Source organism: Bradyrhizobium sp. (assembly GCF_035652035.1).
Taxonomy (GTDB): Bacteria; Pseudomonadota; Alphaproteobacteria; order Rhizobiales; family Xanthobacteraceae; genus Bradyrhizobium.
The window spans coordinates 106254-123787 of record NZ_DASREO010000016.1 but is presented as its reverse complement, the minus strand read 5'-3'; the positions used below and the strand labels follow the sequence as shown (position 1 = coordinate 123787).

Below are 17534 nucleotides of genomic sequence, written 5' to 3'. Positions count from 1 at the left end.
GGGTTTGCGTTGTTGGTCAAACCATGGAGCGGCGCCATTTCGCTCACCGTAGTCCTGATTATTTGCCTTGCTCTTGTTGGCGTCGCCAAGCTCACTTATCCGCTGCAGCGTTTCGGATACCTGTCCGGCTATCGTGGTTGGATTCGGGCCAGCAGTGTGGTCGACCTTGTGCTTGCCGCTCTGATGTTCATCGACCTTCCGGAAACCGCGCTATGGGCTCCCGGGCTGCTGCTGGGTGCAAACATGATTCTGGGCGGCATTGCCCTGCTCGTGATCGCACTGCTGGAAAGGCGAAAACTCGGCGCGGAGCATGCGGATCGGCAGACGGTTAAGCCCTGACCGGCCGTTCGCTCCGACCTGCGATAGATCAAATCGCCCGCCGACACAAAAGCTACGATTGCGCTCGACTTTCTATTGGAGAGCTCGATGGCTATCAAAGATATTCTGCTCACCCTGACCAGTTACCCGGATCCGACACCTGTCTCTGTGATCGATCGTGCCGTTTCTCTTGCGTCCGCGCTCGACGCGCATATCGCGGCGGTCGCCTGCGACGTTCACCTCGAGATCCCCGGTAGCTTCGTTTCCTTTGGGACGGCCGGCGCGATCGCTGCCCGCGAGGCTCATCGAAGCCACGACGCTGCGCAGGACCTTCTTGCCGCCTTCGAGGCCGCAGCCCAGAAGGCAGGCCTGTCGCACGAAATCATTCATGAGAGGAGCGTAAGCTATCGCGTTCCCGGGCAGCTTGTCGCGTATGCGAGGCTGCGCGATCTCACCATCGTTTCGGTTCCGGCCTCCTATGATCAATGGTATGCGGAAGCCATCATCTTCGGATCGGGACGTCCAACCCTGGTAGTGCCCGAAAGCGAACCTCGCAACCCATTCAAACTGAACACGGTTGTGGTTGCGTGGGATTTCAGCCGCTCGGCTGCGCGGGCCGTCGCCGACGCCATCCCGGTGTTGGAGAAGGCCAAGACGGTGCGAGTGGTCACCGTGACCAACGAGAAGGCGATCGACACCAGCCACTCGACCGAGGAAGTCGCCAAGAATCTGTCACGTCACGGAATCGACGTCATTGTGGATCGCGTCGACGCTGGGGGATTCACGATTGGCGAGTCGCTCACAAGGGAGATCGCCTCCCACAACGCTGACCTGCTGGTGATGGGAGCCTACGGCCACTCACGCTTCCGCGAATTCATTCTTGGAGGTGCGACACAAAGTATGCTGGCGAGGCCACTGCTTCCTATTCTGCTTTCGCACTAATCGACGGCATCAACGTGGAACCGCTGAAGCCAACCAAAGAGGCGGCGCGGGGCACGATCGGACTCGCCGTCGAGACCATCGCGCGCGAGCCTGCCGGGCTCGCGGTATTTCACGCCCGTGGTCTGTCGAAAACCTATCACATGGGCGAAGTCGACGTGCATGCTTTGCGCGACGTCGATCTCGATATCTACGAGCGGGAATTTGTCGTTCTGCTCGGCCCGTCGGGTTCAGGCAAATCGACCCTTCTGAACATCCTTGGCGGTCTCGACAACCCAACATCCGGTCAGGCGAATTGGCGCGACCATAACCTGGTTGGAGCGGACGACGCCGAGTTGACGCGCTACCGGCGCGAACATGTCGGCTTTGTTTTTCAATTCTACAACCTGATCCCAAGCTTGACCGTGCTGGAAAATGTCGCGCTGGTGAATGAGATTGCGGAAGCGCCGCTCGATCCGCTCGAAGTCATCAAACTGGTCGGTCTCGAGCATCGCGTCGATCACTTTCCCTCGCAATTGTCTGGCGGCGAGCAGCAGCGCGTCGCAGTTGCCCGCGCCATTGTTAAATCCCCGGACGTCCTGTTGTGCGACGAACCGACCGGAGCCCTGGACTATGAGACTGGGAAGGTGGTGCTGGCAGCGATAGCCCGTGCCAACGAGCGGTTCGGAACGACGATCGTCATCATTACGCATAACGCGGCGATTGCAGGCATGGCCGACCGCGTGCTGCGGCTCGGCGGTGGGCGCATTGTCGGCGAGGAACGCAACGCAAAACGGCTCTCGGCCGAAGAGGTGCGCTGGTGAGCCTGTTGGACCGCAAACTCGCGCGAGACATCGCTGCCATGCGCGGACAAGTGCTCACCATTGCACTGCTCGTAGCCGCCGGCGTTGCCGTGTTTGTCGGTTCGGTCTCGACCTACGTTTCTCTGCGGGCCGGGTGCGATGAGTTTTATGCGAATGCCCGGTTTCCGCAAATCTTCGTCTCGATGAAGCGAGCGCCGCTGTCGATCGTACCGCGCCTTGATTCCATTGCGGGCGTTGTCGCGGTCGAACCGCGCATCGCGCGCGAGGTCATCGTCGATTGGCCCGCCGCCTCGCAGCCAGTCTCGGCTCGCATGATCTCTTTGAGCCATGCTGGCGACGAACAGCTGGCGCGCCTTTACCTGCGGCGAGGCACTGCACCCGAAGCAGGCTCCTCCCACGGCGCCGCGGTGAACGAGGCTTTCGCCGAGGCAAATGGCGTCAGGCCCGGCGAAAATATCCGGGTTCTGCTCAATGGCAAGCTGGAGGACTTTCGCGTTTCCGGGATCGCCCTTTCGTCGGAATATGTCTACGCCGTGAAGCCTGGGCTGCCGATTCCCGACGACCGCCTCTATGCCGTTCTTTGGGTGGATCGAAGCGCGGCCGAGGCAGCTTTCGCTATGAAGGGCGCGTTCAACGATGCCATCGTTTATTTGGCGCCGGGTATCGAGCCCCAATCAGTCATCGAAGAGCTGGACCGATTGCTCGAATCCTATGGCTCGGTTGGTGCCGTCGCGCGCCGTGACCAGCCCTCGAACAGGTTCCTTGAGGACGAACTCAATCAGCAGAAGGTGATGTCCATCACCATTCCTGTCGTCTTCCTGGGCGTTGCGGCTTTTCTGCTCAATAGCGCGCTAGGACGCCTGGTTACCGCTCAACGCGAGCAGATCGCGGCGCTGAAGGCGCTCGGCTTTCCGACGTTCACTCTCACCTTGCACTATCTGAAATTCGTGATCGTCATCGTCCTCATAGGATCGACGCTTGGAATCGCGGGCGGCTTCGGCTTTGGAAACGCCATGATGGCGAGCTACCAGGGCTTCTTCCGTGTCCCGGATCTGCCGTTCAGGCTCGCCGCCTGGTCGGCGTTCGCCGGAATCGCGATCAGTCTGCTCGCCGGTTCGCTGGGCGTCTTGACCGGTCTTCGGGAGGTCATCGCCCTGGCGCCGGCTGTTGCCATGCGCCCGGCAACGCCGCTCGGCTTCCGACGGTCTTGGATCGAAGCAGTTCTGCCGCTTAAGGTAATCACAACCCGGTGGATAATGATGTTGCGCAACATGGCCGGGCGTCCGTTTCGCTCGGCGCTCACGGTGACCGGCATCGCGTTCGCCGTTCCGATGATGATGCTTGGGATCTTCTGGCGCGACGCTATCGACGAGATGGTCGAGCTGCAATTCCATTTGGTGGAACGCGGCAACACCTCGATCACCTTCCCGCATCCGATGGACCGTGCCATTATTCGCGATCTGGCGCGCTTGCCCGGCGTTCTGGCCGTCGAAGGACAACGCATCGTTCCCGTACGGCTTCGCTCGGGGCACCATAGCTATCTGACCTCGGTGATCGGCCTCTCTCCGGGCGACGAATTGCGAAGGCCGCACGACGCAGCGCTGCGTCCAATCGCTGCGTCGCCAGACGGAATTACGCTGACCCGTCGCCTGGCTGACCGGCTTGAGGCAGGTCGGGGCGATATCATCACCATCGAAACCATGGAAGGCCGGCGCTTGAAGCGTGACCTGCCCGTGACGACCATCGTCGATGAGTCGATCGGCATGGCATCCTATATGGATCTGGATGTGCTTAACCACCTCACCGGCGAAGGAGCCGTGGTTTCTGCCGCGAGCCTATATGTCGAGCCGAACGCGCTGGCTTCGGTTGGTCTCGCCTTCAAGAACCTCCCGACAGTCGAGTCCGTGACGATGAAGGCCTACACCTTGTCGTCGTTTCTCGAGAAGATCGCAGGCCTCGTGTTCGTCAGCGCCGGGATCCTCACGGCCTTTGCCGCCATCATCACGGTCGGCGTTGTTTATAACAGCGCACGCATCAGCCTGCAGGAACGGGCATGGGAACTGGCCAGCCTGCGAGTGCTCGGCTTCACGCGCGGCGAAGTTGCCAGCATCCTGTTCAGTGAATTTGCTGTCGAGACCGGGCTCGGAATTCCAATCGGGCTGTGGCTGTCACGCGCGATCATCAGATTGATTGCAAAATTCCACTCGAACGACAGTTTCCAGATCCCGCCGGTGATCGAGCCGCGGACTTACCTGATTGCGGCTGGGGTCGTACTGGCAGCAACGGCAGCCAGCACGTTCGTTGTCCGCAGACGTGTCGACCGGCTTGATTTGGTTGCGGCTCTCAAGACGAGGGAATGAGGATGCGTATGACCGTTCGCCGTATGGCCATCGTTGTCGCGATCCTCGCGGCTGTCGCGGTGGTAATCTGGGCAGTGATGCCCGGAGCTGTTCCGGTCGAGACGGCTCTGGTTACCAAGGGCAAGTTTGTCGCCAGCGTCGATGAGGACGGCAAGACCCGCGTTCGCGAACGCTATGTCGTGGCGGCGCCCCTGTCTGGAAGGCTCGGGCGGATTCGGTTCAAGGTCGGCGACGAGATCAGGGTCGACGATGCCGTAGCGACAATCACGCCGTCGCCTGCGCCGCTGATGGATCCGCGCACCCGGCATGAAGTCGAGGAGCGGCTTGGCGCGGCCGAGGCGAATGTGGAGCGGGCCAAGGCCGTGGTCGAGCGGGCGCGCGACCAAAGCAATCAGGTGAACACGGATCTCAACCGGACGAAAACTCTGGCTGACCGCGGAGCTGCGACCGCGCAGGCCCTGGAGCACGCCGAGCTTGCGGTTCGTCTGGCGGATCGGGATCTGCGCGCGGCAGAGTTTCTTGATCATGCGGCCGAGCATGAGCTCAGCCAGATGCGGGCCCTGCTGGCGCGGTATAGCGGCGGCAGCAATGCCAACGAGGTGCCGGAAAGCTGGACGGTACCCGCTCCTGTCTCGGGCGTCGTGTTGAGGGTAGCTCAGGAGAGCGAGACGATCGTCCAGCCCAGCACGCCGCTTTTGGATATCGGCGATCCGCACGATCTCGAAATCGTGGTCGATGTCCTGAGCACCGATGCGGTCGAAATTCGCCCGGGCGCTGATGTCACAATTGTCCATTGGGGTGGCCAGGCGTCCCTTTCCGGACGCGTGCGCCGGGTCGAGCCGGCAGCCTTTACAAAGGTTTCGACACTCGGCGTCGAAGAGCAGCGGGTCAACGTCCTTGTCGACATCGCATCACCGGCCGAGCAGTGGACGAAGCTCGGCGATGGATATCAAGTAGACGCGCAAATTGCCGTCTTCACGAAAGACGATGCAACGATCGTTCCGGCCGGAGCGCTCTTCCGACGTGGCGATCAGTGGAATGTGTTTATCGTGAAGGAAGGGCGCGCGCAGATCCGCGAGGTTCGCCTTGTTCGCCGCTCGGGCCGTCTCGCCGCAATCGCCTCCGGTTTGGAAGGAGGCGAAGTTGTCGTCGTCTATCCCAGCGATCGCGTCGCTTCGGGGGCACGGGTCGGGGTACGAGAATGACCGGGAAGCTCTCAACTTCGATCAAGTCCCGAAGCGGCTGGAGCGGCAAACAGAGCCAAGCAGTGGGTGAAGGCCAAATGCCATTTGGAGTCCGACGAACCCGATGACCTCGAAAACAGCGGCGAATGCAATCGAAATTCGCGTTGATGGGATCGCTCAACTTTTCCACACGTTAGATCCGTTTCCATTTCGCGAGAAGGACCTCGACCGGGAGCTGCGAGCTCTGGTTCTTGCTCGGCCTTTTCGCAAACTTCTGCATCGATCGTTATGACCAGCCTTCTTACGGTCCGGATAGATCGGTCGCGACTGGATTTGAGCCCGGGCCTGAACCGACGCTCTGCGGCAGGAGCACGACCGCCCGACGGTTCACGGCACCAATTCTCGCCTCCGGGTCATCGGTCACGATCCGGAAGGACACGCGCGTCGAACTATACCAGGAGAGCAGCGCACTGACCGCGACCATCACAGTGATACCCAACAGCGCGATCAGGAAACGGATGATGGCGTTGCCCGGCGCGTCGACTGCGGCGGCCTGACCGGCAAACGCCAACGCCACCCCGAGGCAGAAGACTTCGAGCGAATGCTGCCCACAAACGATAAGCGGTCGCAGAACCCACCAGGTCAACGGCGGCCATTCTCGCGGAATCAGCCAGTCGGCGATGATCGCGAGCGCCAAAAAGTGCAGCAGTCGCAGTACGCCAAGGTTGGTCTTGCCAAACGCGTAGAGACTCCATTCCGGAACGAGCGCCGCTACGTTCAGGCCGTTCCAGGGAAGAAACAAGACGAATACCGACACCGCATAGACAGCCGCGCAAATCAGAACCAGCCGCGATCGCACCAGCGGCCACACCCAATCTGTCGCGCCCAAACCGCACCATGCGCCCAGCACGAATAGGAGCTGCCACGCGAGCGGGTTGAAGTACCAGTATCCGTACGGGAAAGAAGGAAGATTGAGAGCGAACCAGTTGGCTGCGGCGTAAACGGTTGTGGCCAGCGTCAGTGCTAGCGCCGGGGTTTTTCGCAGCAGCCAGAGGATGACCGGCGAGACCGCAAGCACCACGACATAAAGCGGCAATACGTTCATGTTGACCGGCATGAACTTCAGCTGCAGCAGCGCCATGATACTTTCCTCGGGCCGTTCATGGACCACGCGGATGTTCGCTACGTCTTCCAGCGCAAGCGAGCCGTGCGATAGCCAGAACACCTCACCGATGAGAATCACGAACAAAAATATCTGGGCGACGTATGCCTCAAGAGCGCGCCGCACGATCTGCGCACCGCCTACCAGGAAGCCGCGCTGCTCCATCACCCGCCCGTAGACATAGGCGTTGGCGTAACCGGAGACGAAGATGAAAACCTCGGCCGGATCGCTGAAGCCGTAATTCCATGGTGTGATCCGGTTGAAGATCGTGCCAGGAATGTGGGCTAGGAAGATGAGCCAGAGCGCAAATCCACGATAGAGGTCAAGCCGGAAATCGCGCGGCACCTCGACTGGATCAAACTTGACTCCGGACGCCGGCATGAACGTTTCACCATCACAGCGGTCAAACTTGAATCGGATACAACGCGACGGCGCGCGTTGATAAAGGTCAATCATTTTACCGCCGGAAAGCACGGCAATTTCGCTTTGCTCGCGCCTTGCTTCCGCGCCCCTCACACCCATCTATTGTGGCAAGCGGGAGGATCGCATGCGTGCGGTTTTGGGGTTCACCTGGAAATTGACCAAATGGGCCGCGGCCGTGGTGCTGGCGGGCTACGTTGCCCTGTGTACGGGCATGTACACGATGCAACGCACGCTGGTGTTTCCCAAGCTTGCGGACCACGTTACCGCAGCGGAAGCCGGTTTTCCCGAAGCGCAGGAAGTCGCACTGCACACTTCCGACGGCGAGCGCCTGGTCGCATGGTATGTGGCGCCCAAGCCCGACAAGCCTCTTTTCATCTATTTCCATGGCAATGGCGACACCCTGAACTGGCGTGTCAGCCGGGACCGGCAGCTCGTGGCCGACGGCAGCGGCCTGCTCGCGGTTTCGTACCGGGGTTACGAGGGGTCGACGGGTAGTCCGTCAGAAGACGGCATGCATCTTGACGCCGCGGCGGCCTATGCGTTCGCAGCTGATCATCAAATCGCGCCGGACCGCATTGTATTGTGGGGACATTCCCTTGGCACGGGCGTTGCGGTCTGGCTTGCGGTTGAGCGCAAGATCAGGGCGCTGGTGCTGGAAGCGCCTTACACATCGGTTGCCGACGTCGCGGCCATGAATTACCCGCTGCTGCCGGTGCGGTGGTTGCTCAAGGACCAATTCCATTCGGATTGGCTCATCAGCAAGGTAAGCGCGCCGGTGCTGGTGTTCCACGGGGACAAGGATGATACGATCCCGATCTCGTTCGGGCAGCGCCTCTATAGCCTCATCAAGGCGCCCAAATGCTTCGTCCGGTTTCCGCTTGGCGGCCACGGAGATCTCGACGACGGCAAAATCCTTGCGAGCATTCGTGGTTTCATCTCCCGGACGTGGCATCGCTCCGCCGAGCCGGCGGGCGGCGACTGCGAGCAGGGGAACGTCGCGAACTAACTGTCCGCACGAACTAAAGCCGGACGATGCGATGCTGCGGAGCGCCTGTGCTGCGCAATGCTGCCGTAAACAAAGTCGATCTGCTTTTCGAAGCGCGCCTCGATCACCCGTCGTTTGACCTTGAGAGTGGGCGTCAGGCTTCCGTCATCGATCGTCCATGGCGTCGTGATGGCGTGGACTGCACGCACTTGCCAGATTGCCGGCAGGCTGCGTGTCTGGGCCGCGATCCGTGAGAGGATTGTATCGATTGCGGCGGACCCATCGAGATCGGCAGGATCGATCGCCCGTTCGCGCGCGAGCCGCAACCAGGCTTCGCGATCAAGCACCAGGACTGCAACAACACAAGGCCGCTGGTCGCCGACCACACACACCTGCTCGAACATTGGATCGTTCTGGATCGCCGCTTCGACGGCGCTCGGCGGGACGTGCTCACCGGTCGACAGAACAATGATTTCCTTGAGTCGGGCCGTGATGAAGATGCTGCCGTTTCGGATCTCGGCGATGTCGCCGGTTCTGAGCCAGCCATCCGGCGACACGGCATCGGCCGTTGCCTGCTCATTTTGCCAGTAGCCCCGCATGACCGAGGGCGATCGCACGAGGAGTTCCGATTGCTCGCCCAACCTGACTTCGAGACCGTCAAGCGGTCGACCGGCCGAACCGGGAAGGCTGCCCTCGATGGCTCTTGAAGCGACAACGGGCCCCGCCTCAGTCAGCCCATAGCCCTCGACGATGGGCAAGCCCAATCCGACGAGGAACTCCGCTACGCTGATCGGAAGCGCGGCCCCGCCGCTCATCGCCACGCGCAGCCGTCCGCCGAAAGCGGCGAGGATCGGGCGCGCCACGAACCGTTCAAGCAACGGCCAGAGCATCGTCCTTGCAAGGAGATGAGGAGCCGGTCCGCGCCCGTGTTGGAATTCGCTCAGCTCCCATCCGAGGCGCGCAGCCAACACAACGATCCGGCGTATCAAAGGACGCGCGTCGATCTCGCGGCGCACCACCTCGTAGATTCGTTCATAGAGCCTCGGGACAGCGACAAGCACGGTTGGGCGGATGGTCTTAAGATCCTCGGGCAATTGCTCGACCGAGCGGGCATAGACCACGCGCGAGCCCGCCATCATCGGCAAGTAGTAGCCCTCCGTGCGCTCAAAGGCGTGGGCCAGCGGCAGAATCGAGAGGTACACGTCGCTGACGAGCGGCGGAATGAGCTTGCTGTTAGCTTCGACGTTCCAGAGGATCGCGGCGTGCGTGAGCATCACGCCTTTCGGGCGACCCGTCGTTCCCGACGTGTAGATAATCGTTGCAACATCCTGTGGCGCACAGCGCAAGGGACTGCTGTCCGGGTCGCTTTGTGCGAGGGCGTCGTGGAGCGTTGAGAGCTCCCGATGGCCCGACGGCAAGACGGTTACCCGGTCAAGTCCTTCTCTAACCCAGACATGCTCAAGCGCGCTGTTGGCATCGACGAGCGGCGCAATCGTACTCCACCGCGCTGCGCTGTCGAGGAGGCAGAGCCGGGCCCCCGAATCCGCAAGGACGAAAGCCGTATTTTCAGCGCTGTCATTGGAATATAGCGGCACTGTGATAACGCCGTTGGCCGTAGCCGCAAGGTCAAATGTCACCCAATCCGTGCCATTCGGCAACAAGACCGCCGCACGATCGCCGCGCCTTAGCCCACTACGCGCCAACGCCCCTCGCAAGCCCGCGACACGTTGCGCCATCTCTCGCCACGTCAGCTCTTCCCAACGTCCGTTACGATGTTCGCAGTAAGCGATCCCATCAGGGCTACGCTCGACGCGTTCCGTGAACAGACCGGGAAGCGTCCCGGCTTCCTCGCGGGATATCAGGTCGACGCGGTCTGCTTGCTGCGATCCCATGTTGGTAGTTTGCGTACGATGGTCTTCTTCGTCGTTGATTCAAATCAACGCAATCGAGCTTCACGGCGTGCCAACTGTAATGGTTGTCGACGACCTCGGATCGGCCGCTAATGTCTTTCGAAGGGAAATTGCCGTGACCGTGAGGGACAGAAAAGCACACCTCGTAGGCGGCGGCATCGGCTCTCTCGCCGCGGCTGCTTTCATGATCCGCGACGGCGGCATGCCTGGCGGCAACATCACGATTTACGAAGCCTTGCCTGTGCTGGGCGGAAGCCTCGATGCCGGCGGCGGTCCCCATGATGGATACACCTTTCGCGGCGGCCGCATGCTGACCACCGACAATTTTGAATGCACCTGGGGCTTGTTCAAATCGATACCGTCCCTGTTCAATCCGAACAAGAGCGTGTTCGAGGAGACCGTCGCCTTCAACGAGGAGTTCAAGTCGCATTCGCGGGCGCGCCTCGTGGACAGGAACCGTGCCATCGTCGACGTCAGCTCGATGGGCTTCTCGATGTCCAACCGGATGGAGCTGCTGCACTTGACGATGGCGAGCGAAGCGGATCTTGGCACGGACCGGATCACCGACTGGCTGTCGGAGGAATTCTTCACGACGACATTCTGGCATATGTGGGCGACGACCTTTGCTTTTCAGCCATGGCACAGCGCGGTGGAGTTCAGACGCTACCTGCACAGGTTCATCAAGGAATTTTCGCGCATTGAAACGCTGGCCGGAGTGAAGCGCACTGTCTTCACCCAGTTCGACTCGCTGGTCAGGCCGCTTCAGGCCTGGCTTGCGGACAAGGGCGTCCATTTTCAGAGAGGCTGCGTCGTCACCGATTTCGATCTCGTTTCCGAAACCGGCAAACTTGTCGTCCAGACGATCAAGGTCAAGAAGGCCGGCACAAGCGAGACCTGGGACGTGGCGGTCGGCGCCGACGACCTGGTTTTTTTCCAGAATGCCTCCATGACCGATGCATCGAGCTTCGGTTCAATGACGCACCCTCCCGCGCAACTAACGAAGCAGGAGAGCGGCGGCTGGGCCCTTTGGGAGAAACTGGCCAAAGACCGCCCTGAGTTTGGCAATCCCGCCGCCTTCAACGGCAGCATTCCCGAGTCATGGTGGGAGTCCTTTACCGTGACCCTGAAGGACACCCGTTTCTTCGATCAGATGGAAGCCTTCACCGGCAACACGGCCGGCACCGGAGGTCTCGTCACCTTCAGGGATTCCCGCTGGCTGATGTCGGTCGTGCTTCCGCACCAGCCGCATTTCGTCAACCAGCCCGCGGACATCAGGGTGTTCTGGGGATACGCGCTGCACCCGGATCGGATCGGCGATTTTGTCACCAAGCCGATGGCGGAATGTACCGGCGCCGACATTCTCAACGAGCTTTGCGGTCACCTCAACTTCGATCGTTCGGTATTCGCGCAGGCGATCTGCATTCCATGCCGCATGCCCTACATCACCAGCATGTTCATGCCACGTGCGCAGATGGACCGGCCGCTTCCGGTGCCAAAATCGTCAAAGAACCTCGCCTTCGTCAGCCAGTTCGTCGAGATCCCCGACGACGTCGTGTTCACAGTCGAATATTCGGTTCGCGTCGCCCAGATGGCGGTCTACCAGCTGCTTGGGATCGATCGCGAGATCCCGCCCCTCCTGCATTATGACAAGTCGCTGCAGGTCGATTTCAACGCGGTGGTCAAGGCGTTCAAATAAGGCACAATGATCAGTGTCGTTGCTGCCCACCTTTTTGACTCATATCAAGCCGCGTTCGAATTCACAGCCACATGATGTCTAATGGCTGATCTCGAAACCGAAAGGGCCACAAGTTGGAAAAGCTGAGTCCCACCATGATGGGCCTCGTGACTGCAGGCATGATGGGTGGCCTACACTTAATATGGTCGTTATCCGTCGCAGTGGGATGGGGGCAGTCAATCCTGAACTTCTTCTTCTGGATGTATTTCATCAAGCCGATCGATCTGGTCGAGCCTTTTCAGTGGGCGCGGGCCCTAACGCTTGTGGCTATCTCCAGCATCATTTGGTTCGCGCTCGGTTCGATAGCGGCACGCCTGTGGAACAGGATCCGTGCCCAGATGCTCGGCATCAACGTACGGCCGGTTCACCGCGTCACAAGAGTGCTGTAGGCCTCGATCGGCGTGTCCATGTCGTGGACTGAAGATAGCTGCATCAGCATCACTCGGATGCTTTGGGACCCGACTTCTTTTTGCGCCATTCGGCTAGTTTGGCCTCTTCCTCTGCCAGCAACTTGCGCAACGCAGCAATCTTTGGGGCATCGGTCTCGGCGGCCAAAAGCCCTTTGTAATGCGCAATGTTCGCCAGAAAAATGAAGTCCGCCATGTCATTCGCCCGGCTGTTGGGACGGAGCAGAACGGCTGAGTAACACACCGCGCGCGACTTTAACATAAGTTAAAAACGGCCGCCGCAAGGCTGGGCCAGGATTGCGGCGGCTTGTCCTTCGACGGGTGCATCGTGGGGGCGCTGAACGCCAATCTATACTGTGCACCAATCCCCGTCGGAAGGCATTGGACAAGCTATCGCCGGCCAAGGTCCGTGGGCGCCGGCGAGTCGCATCCGTCGCTCACTGGAGAAAGAGCTCACCGGCGCGGCTTGGATTGTCGGCGCACGTACCGAGCGGATCGCGCGCGGGCCGCCAAGGATGCCCCATCCTTGGCGGCCATTTTTTTGGTAATGCCCTTCGGATAATCCCTTAAGCAAACGCCCGAAATTTCGAGAACCGGAAACCTTTGGTAGCGGATGACGGTTGATTGCACCAAACGCATTCCGATGGAGAACTTCAATGCACGAAATTCTTCCGTCTCACGGCCGACAAGCCATGGACGAGGCTTGGGCCGTAGACCTTGCACAACAGGCCGTTGACTGGAAAGCGGCACGCGCGGGGCGGAGAAGCGTCAATGACGCTGGTGTATTCGCGGTTCGTCGGTCTGTTCGGCATTCGATAGCTGGACACGGCAAAACAAGTCGCCCTCCGAACTACCGACAGGTAGGTTTTTTTGATGAGCATCAACGCTTCTATTCAAAAACTACTCGATGATTGTTCTATGGAATGGCAGCCCATAACGACTGCGCCGTATGGCGTTGATTTGGAAGTTGCCGTCGTTGACGGCGATGTCATCTACGCGCTTGTATTTCCGTGTCGGCGTAACGTTCACGGGTGGGTCAACGCCAAGTCGGGGGCGACGGTCCAAATACACCCGACCCATTGGCGAAAGTGGTAATTGCGAGAGAGATGCTGCAAACGATGACGATCCCGACACTGATGTCGCACTAACGACGGAAACTAAGTCGTGCGCGCTCACCAGATTACGTCTGGTTTCAACCCAACCAACCGTGAGGCTCAAAGGGCTCCTTATGGCAATCGACCTGGAAGGCGGTCGATGACGTCACTATACGCTGGAAGCGCTGAGCGAGACCTCAGCTATCTCGCAGATGGTCACCTCGTGGTGCCTTATTGGATTTGGCCTCATACCACCGAAGAATAGAACGCCCCGCGCTACCGAAAAGGAGCCAACGTCAACTGCTTTTGAGACAGGTCAAACGGCGGAGTACCCGGTCGTGCAAAGATTAAGCTTGGGTCCGCAAAATCACGGCCATGAAAATGCAAATTTCTGAAGAGCTCGCACGGAAGACATCGACGGAGGCGTCGTCACCATCGCTGGTGCCGCTCGACACCCCGCACCTCCCGGCCGTTCAGAAAGCTCCACGCAGACGCAGAGCCCTGTGGATATGGATCGGACTCCTTCTTCTGTCGGGTGGCATCGGCGGCGCTGGATACTACGTCTGGAAGCAGACGCATCCTCCTCTTCCCGTTGGGATCAGCATGGGTAACGGCCGGATCGAAGCCGACGAGATCGATATCGACACGAAATTCGCCGGCCGCGTGGCCGAGCTTTTGGTCGACATTGGCGATCGGGTTGCACCCGGCCAGGTCCTGGCGCGAATGGATACCGGTGATCTCCAGCAGTCTCTTTCAAAGTCGGAAGCGCAGATCAGACAGGCGCAGCGCGCCGTTGATGAAGCCGAGGCTAATCTTGTCCAACAGGAGACACAGAGGAAACTGGCCGAGCAGGAGATGGATCGCACCCGGACTCTGCTGAAGAACGGCTGGACAACGCAGGAAGTTGCCGATCAGCGTAAGCAGGGGCTTGACGCTGCGGTTGCGGGTCTCAATGCGGCAAATGCCAGGGTCTCGATTTTCCGGCATGCATTGCAGGCTGCCGAACACGACGCCGGCTTTTACAGAGTCCAGATCGCCGACAACACGCTGGTGGCGCCCAAGGGGGGGCGGATCCAATATCGGCTGGCCAATATCGGTGAAGTCCTGCCGGCGGGCGGCAAGGTCTTCACCATGCTGGACCTGTCCTACGTCTATATGGACGTCTATCTGCCGACGCTGGAAGCGGGCAAAGTCAAGATTGGCACGGATGCGCGGATCGTTCTCGACGCCTATCCCGATCATCCAATTCCGGCAAAAGTCTCTTTCGTCGCAAGCCAGGCGCAGTTCACGCCGAAGACCGTAGAAACCCAGAGCGAGCGCGACAAGCTGATGTTCCGCATCCGGCTGCGCATTGATCAGGACCGCCTGATCGCGCATGCGGATGCTGTGAGAAGCGGACTCCCCGGCGTCGGCTATGTTCACTGGGACCCGACAACCGAATGGCCTGGTACCTTGCAGGCCAAGCCATGACTGTCGGCGACGATGCGGTCGCCGTTGTCACGGATCTATCTCATCTTTACGGCTCGGTGACGGCACTCGATCAGATCTCGATTTCCCTGCCGGCAGGCAAGCTGATCGGGCTGATCGGCCCCGATGGTGTGGGCAAATCATCGCTGCTCGCGATCCTGGCTGGCGCGCGCCAGATCCAGCAAGGCAACGTGCAGGTTCTGGGCGTGGATATCTCAAGCGCCACGGCGCGCGCCGCGATCTGCCCGCGCATCGCCTACATGCCGCAAGGACTCGGCAAGAATCTTTATCCCGATCTGAGCGTCAGAGAGAATATCGAGTTTTTTTCCAGGCTGTTCGCGCAGCGCCGCGAGGAGCGCGCCTGGCGAATTCGGGAACTTCTCGAAAGCACGGGGCTTGCGCCGTTCGCCGATCGGCCGGCAAAAAAACTCTCCGGCGGAATGCGACAGAAGCTCGGGCTCTGCTGTTCGCTCATTCACGACCCTGATCTGCTGATCCTCGACGAACCCACGACCGGCGTCGATCCCTTGTCCCGGCGGCAGTTCTGGGACCTCATCGATCGGTTGCGCGGTCGCAGGCCGGGAATGAGTGTAATCGTTGCGACCGCCTATATGGAAGAAGCCGAACGATTCGACTGGCTAATCGGCATGAATGACGGAAAACTCCTCGCGACCGGGTCACCGTCGGACCTGAAAGCCAGAACCAGAACGCAGTCGATCGAAGAAGCCTTCGTCGCCCTCCTCCCACACCGGAACGGCGTCGCCAACCTAATGGCGATGAAATTACCAACAGATGTGGCCGACGAGCCCGTCATCGTTGCCAGACAGCTCACCTGCCGGTTCGGTGACTTTACCGCAGTCAACCGGGTGGGCTTTTCTATACGCCGCGGAGAGATCTTCGGTTTTGTCGGCTCGAACGGATCCGGCAAGACCACGACAATGAAGATGCTCACGGGACTGCTGCCACCTTCGGACGGCGAGGCGCTGATATTCGGCCAAGCGATGCAGGCCAGTGATCTCGCGGCGCGGCGCCGCGTCGGATACATGTCGCAGTCTTTCTCTCTCTACGGCGAGCTGACAGTCCGCGAGAACCTTTCGTTGCACGCCCGTCTCTTTCAATTGCCTCGCGCCTTCGCCAATAAGCGGATTGCCGATCTCGTTGCGAAATGCGGCCTGGCCGACAATATGGACCAGCTCGCCTCCGAGCTTCCCCTGGGTATCCGGCAGCGACTGTCGCTTGCCGTAGCCATCGTTCACAAACCGGAGCTGTTGATCCTCGATGAACCGACCTCCGGCGTCGATCCTCTGGCGCGTGACCAGTTCTGGGCGCTGCTACTCGACCTGTCGCGCAATCAGGGCATCACGATCTTCGTCTCTACGCATTTCATGAACGAGGCAGCTCGCTGCGACCGGCTCTCCCTCATGCATGAGGGACGTGTGCTTGCGACGGGGACTCCAGCGGAACTGATCGAAGCCCGCGGTTCGGTTAATCTGGAAGATGCATTCATCAGCTTTCTCGAGCAGGAAGCGCCGACCACGGCTCCCACGCTCACGCTTGAACGGCATTCACCGGCCAAGCCGGCAGCTGGCCCCACAAAGAACCAGTCGCGCGGCGCGTCATTCAGCCTCCAGAGACTGTTCGCCTATACGATTCGGGAAACTCTCGAACTGCTGCGCGATCCGATTCGACTGACGTTCGCGCTGTTCGGCACGGCGCTTCTGATGATCGTCTTCGGCTTCGGGATCTCGACGGACGTCAACAACCTGACCTTCGCCGTTCTCGACCGCGACCAGAGCCCGGAAAGCCGGGCATATCTTGAAGAGCTGAGAGGGTCGCGTTATTTCGTCGAGAAACCGCCCCTCATTGACTATGTGGACGTCGATCGTCGTCTCAAGAACGCCGATATCGATGCCAGCATCGAAATCCCGCCGAATTTCGGCATGGATCTCAAGAAAGGGCGGCCGGTTTGGGTGTCGGCCTGGGTCGATGGCGCAATGCCGTTCCGCGCGGAGACGATACGCGGCTACTTGCAAGCTATGCATCAGCTCTATCTGAGCGACCCTGCGATCAAAACCACGCAACAGGCTTCCGCGCCGGCTGCCAATATCGAAGTCAGATTCAAGTACAATCAGGACTTTGACAGCGTCTTTGCCATGGTGCCGTCGACGGTGGCGATGATGCTTGCCTTGTTCCCAGCCATCCTGATGGCGCTTGCCGTTGTCCGTGAAAAGGAACTGGGATCGATCACGAACCTCTACGTGACGCCGGTGACGCGGCTCGAATTCCTGCTGGGCAAGCAGTTTCCCTACGTTGCCGTCGCCATGATCAATTTTGTTGTCATGTTTGCCATGGCGATCTTTCTCTTTAACGTTCCTCTGAGAGGCAGCTTTCTCGCACTTCTCATCGGCACCGCCATCTACGTCTTTACGACAACAGGTTACGGCATGCTGATATCGACATTCTGCAAGTCGCAAATCGCCGCGCTGTTCGGGACTGCCATTCTCACGATTCTGCCTGCCCAGCAATTCTCCGGCATGATGACGCCCGTATCGTCACTGTCGGGCATGGCCCAGATCATCGGGCTCTGTTTTCCGATGAGCTACTACCGCCCGATCGCCGTGGGCACCTTCACAAAGGGCCTTGGACTTGAAGATCTCGGCTCCAGTATACTGATGCTGACGGTATTCATTCCTGTGCTGACGATGATCAGCATGCTGTTGCTTCGCAAGCAGGAGCGCTAGAGTCCG

The 17534-nt window shown here is 60.0% G+C and carries 12 protein-coding genes and 1 pseudogene; 10 read left to right on the top strand and 3 right to left on the bottom strand.

The genetic code is table 11. From position 1 onward, the window contains the following. The 5 genes and pseudogenes from VFB05_RS06435 to VFB05_RS06415 all read left to right on the top strand — a co-directional run. Positions 1-339: pseudogene (locus VFB05_RS06435) on the top strand (HdeD family acid-resistance protein); the annotation flags it as partial. 87 nt (positions 340-426) lie between these two features. Continuing rightward, positions 427-1260, top strand: a complete 834-nt coding sequence (locus tag VFB05_RS06430; protein WP_325010154.1) for a universal stress protein — start codon at positions 427-429, stop codon at positions 1258-1260. 140 nt (positions 1261-1400) lie between these two features. Continuing rightward, positions 1401-2060 (top strand): ABC transporter ATP-binding protein, encoded by a 660-nt coding sequence (locus tag VFB05_RS06425; RefSeq protein ID WP_325010152.1) that lies wholly within the window; start codon positions 1401-1403, stop codon positions 2058-2060. Beyond that, on the top strand, positions 2057-4420 hold the full coding sequence (locus VFB05_RS06420) for an ABC transporter permease (RefSeq protein WP_325010133.1): 2364 nt from the start codon (positions 2057-2059) through the stop codon (positions 4418-4420). Before VFB05_RS06425 ends, VFB05_RS06420 begins: the two co-directional genes overlap by 4 nt. Positions 4421-4428: 8 nt before the next feature. Then, a complete protein-coding gene (locus tag VFB05_RS06415; protein WP_414643157.1) occupies positions 4429-5625 on the top strand; it encodes an efflux RND transporter periplasmic adaptor subunit in 1197 nt (398 codons plus the stop codon). A gap of 280 nt (positions 5626-5905) precedes the next feature. Here the strand turns inward: VFB05_RS06415 and VFB05_RS06410 are convergent, their stop codons facing one another. Beyond that, positions 5906-7222: an OpgC domain-containing protein gene (locus VFB05_RS06410; RefSeq protein ID WP_325010129.1), complete on the bottom strand. Its 1317-nt coding sequence runs from the start codon at positions 7220-7222 to the stop codon at positions 5906-5908. Positions 7223-7313: 91 nt separating this feature from the next. Between VFB05_RS06410 and VFB05_RS06405 the strand changes: the two genes are divergently transcribed. Beyond that, positions 7314-8195 carry an alpha/beta hydrolase gene (locus tag VFB05_RS06405; RefSeq protein ID WP_325010127.1) on the top strand — a complete coding sequence of 294 codons (882 nt, stop codon included), beginning with the start codon at positions 7314-7316 and terminating at the stop codon, positions 8193-8195. Here the strand turns inward: VFB05_RS06405 and VFB05_RS06400 are convergent. Then, entirely contained in the window at positions 8192-10066 is a 1875-nt protein-coding gene (locus VFB05_RS06400) for a long-chain fatty acid--CoA ligase (protein WP_325010125.1), read from the bottom strand. The genes VFB05_RS06405 and VFB05_RS06400 overlap by 4 nt on opposite strands. Here VFB05_RS06400 and VFB05_RS06395 point away from each other — a divergent pair. After that, the gene (locus VFB05_RS06395) at positions 10065-11780 is read left to right on the top strand and encodes an oleate hydratase (protein WP_325010123.1); all 1716 of its coding nucleotides are present in this window, start codon (positions 10065-10067) and stop codon (positions 11778-11780) included. The two genes, VFB05_RS06400 and VFB05_RS06395, sit on opposite strands and share 2 nt — an antisense overlap. A gap of 134 nt (positions 11781-11914) precedes the next feature. Further along, the gene (locus tag VFB05_RS06390) at positions 11915-12208 is read left to right on the top strand and encodes a hypothetical protein (protein WP_325010121.1); all 294 of its coding nucleotides are present in this window, start codon (positions 11915-11917) and stop codon (positions 12206-12208) included. A gap of 49 nt (positions 12209-12257) precedes the next feature. Here VFB05_RS06390 and VFB05_RS06385 read toward each other — a convergent pair whose 3' ends face one another. Further along, on the bottom strand, positions 12258-12422 hold the full coding sequence (locus tag VFB05_RS06385; RefSeq protein ID WP_325010119.1) for a hypothetical protein: 165 nt from the start codon (positions 12420-12422) through the stop codon (positions 12258-12260). 1279 nt (positions 12423-13701) lie between these two features. Here VFB05_RS06385 and VFB05_RS06380 point away from each other — a divergent pair. Both VFB05_RS06380 and rbbA read left to right on the top strand, forming a co-directional pair. After that, complete coding sequence (locus tag VFB05_RS06380; protein ID WP_325010117.1) at positions 13702-14790, top strand: HlyD family secretion protein; 1089 nt, start codon at positions 13702-13704, stop codon at positions 14788-14790. After that, positions 14787-17528 carry a ribosome-associated ATPase/putative transporter RbbA gene (gene rbbA / locus VFB05_RS06375; protein ID WP_325010150.1) on the top strand — a complete coding sequence of 914 codons (2742 nt, stop codon included), beginning with the start codon at positions 14787-14789 and terminating at the stop codon, positions 17526-17528. The genes VFB05_RS06380 and rbbA overlap by 4 nt, the downstream gene beginning before the upstream one ends. Positions 17529-17534 lie beyond the last annotated feature (6 nt).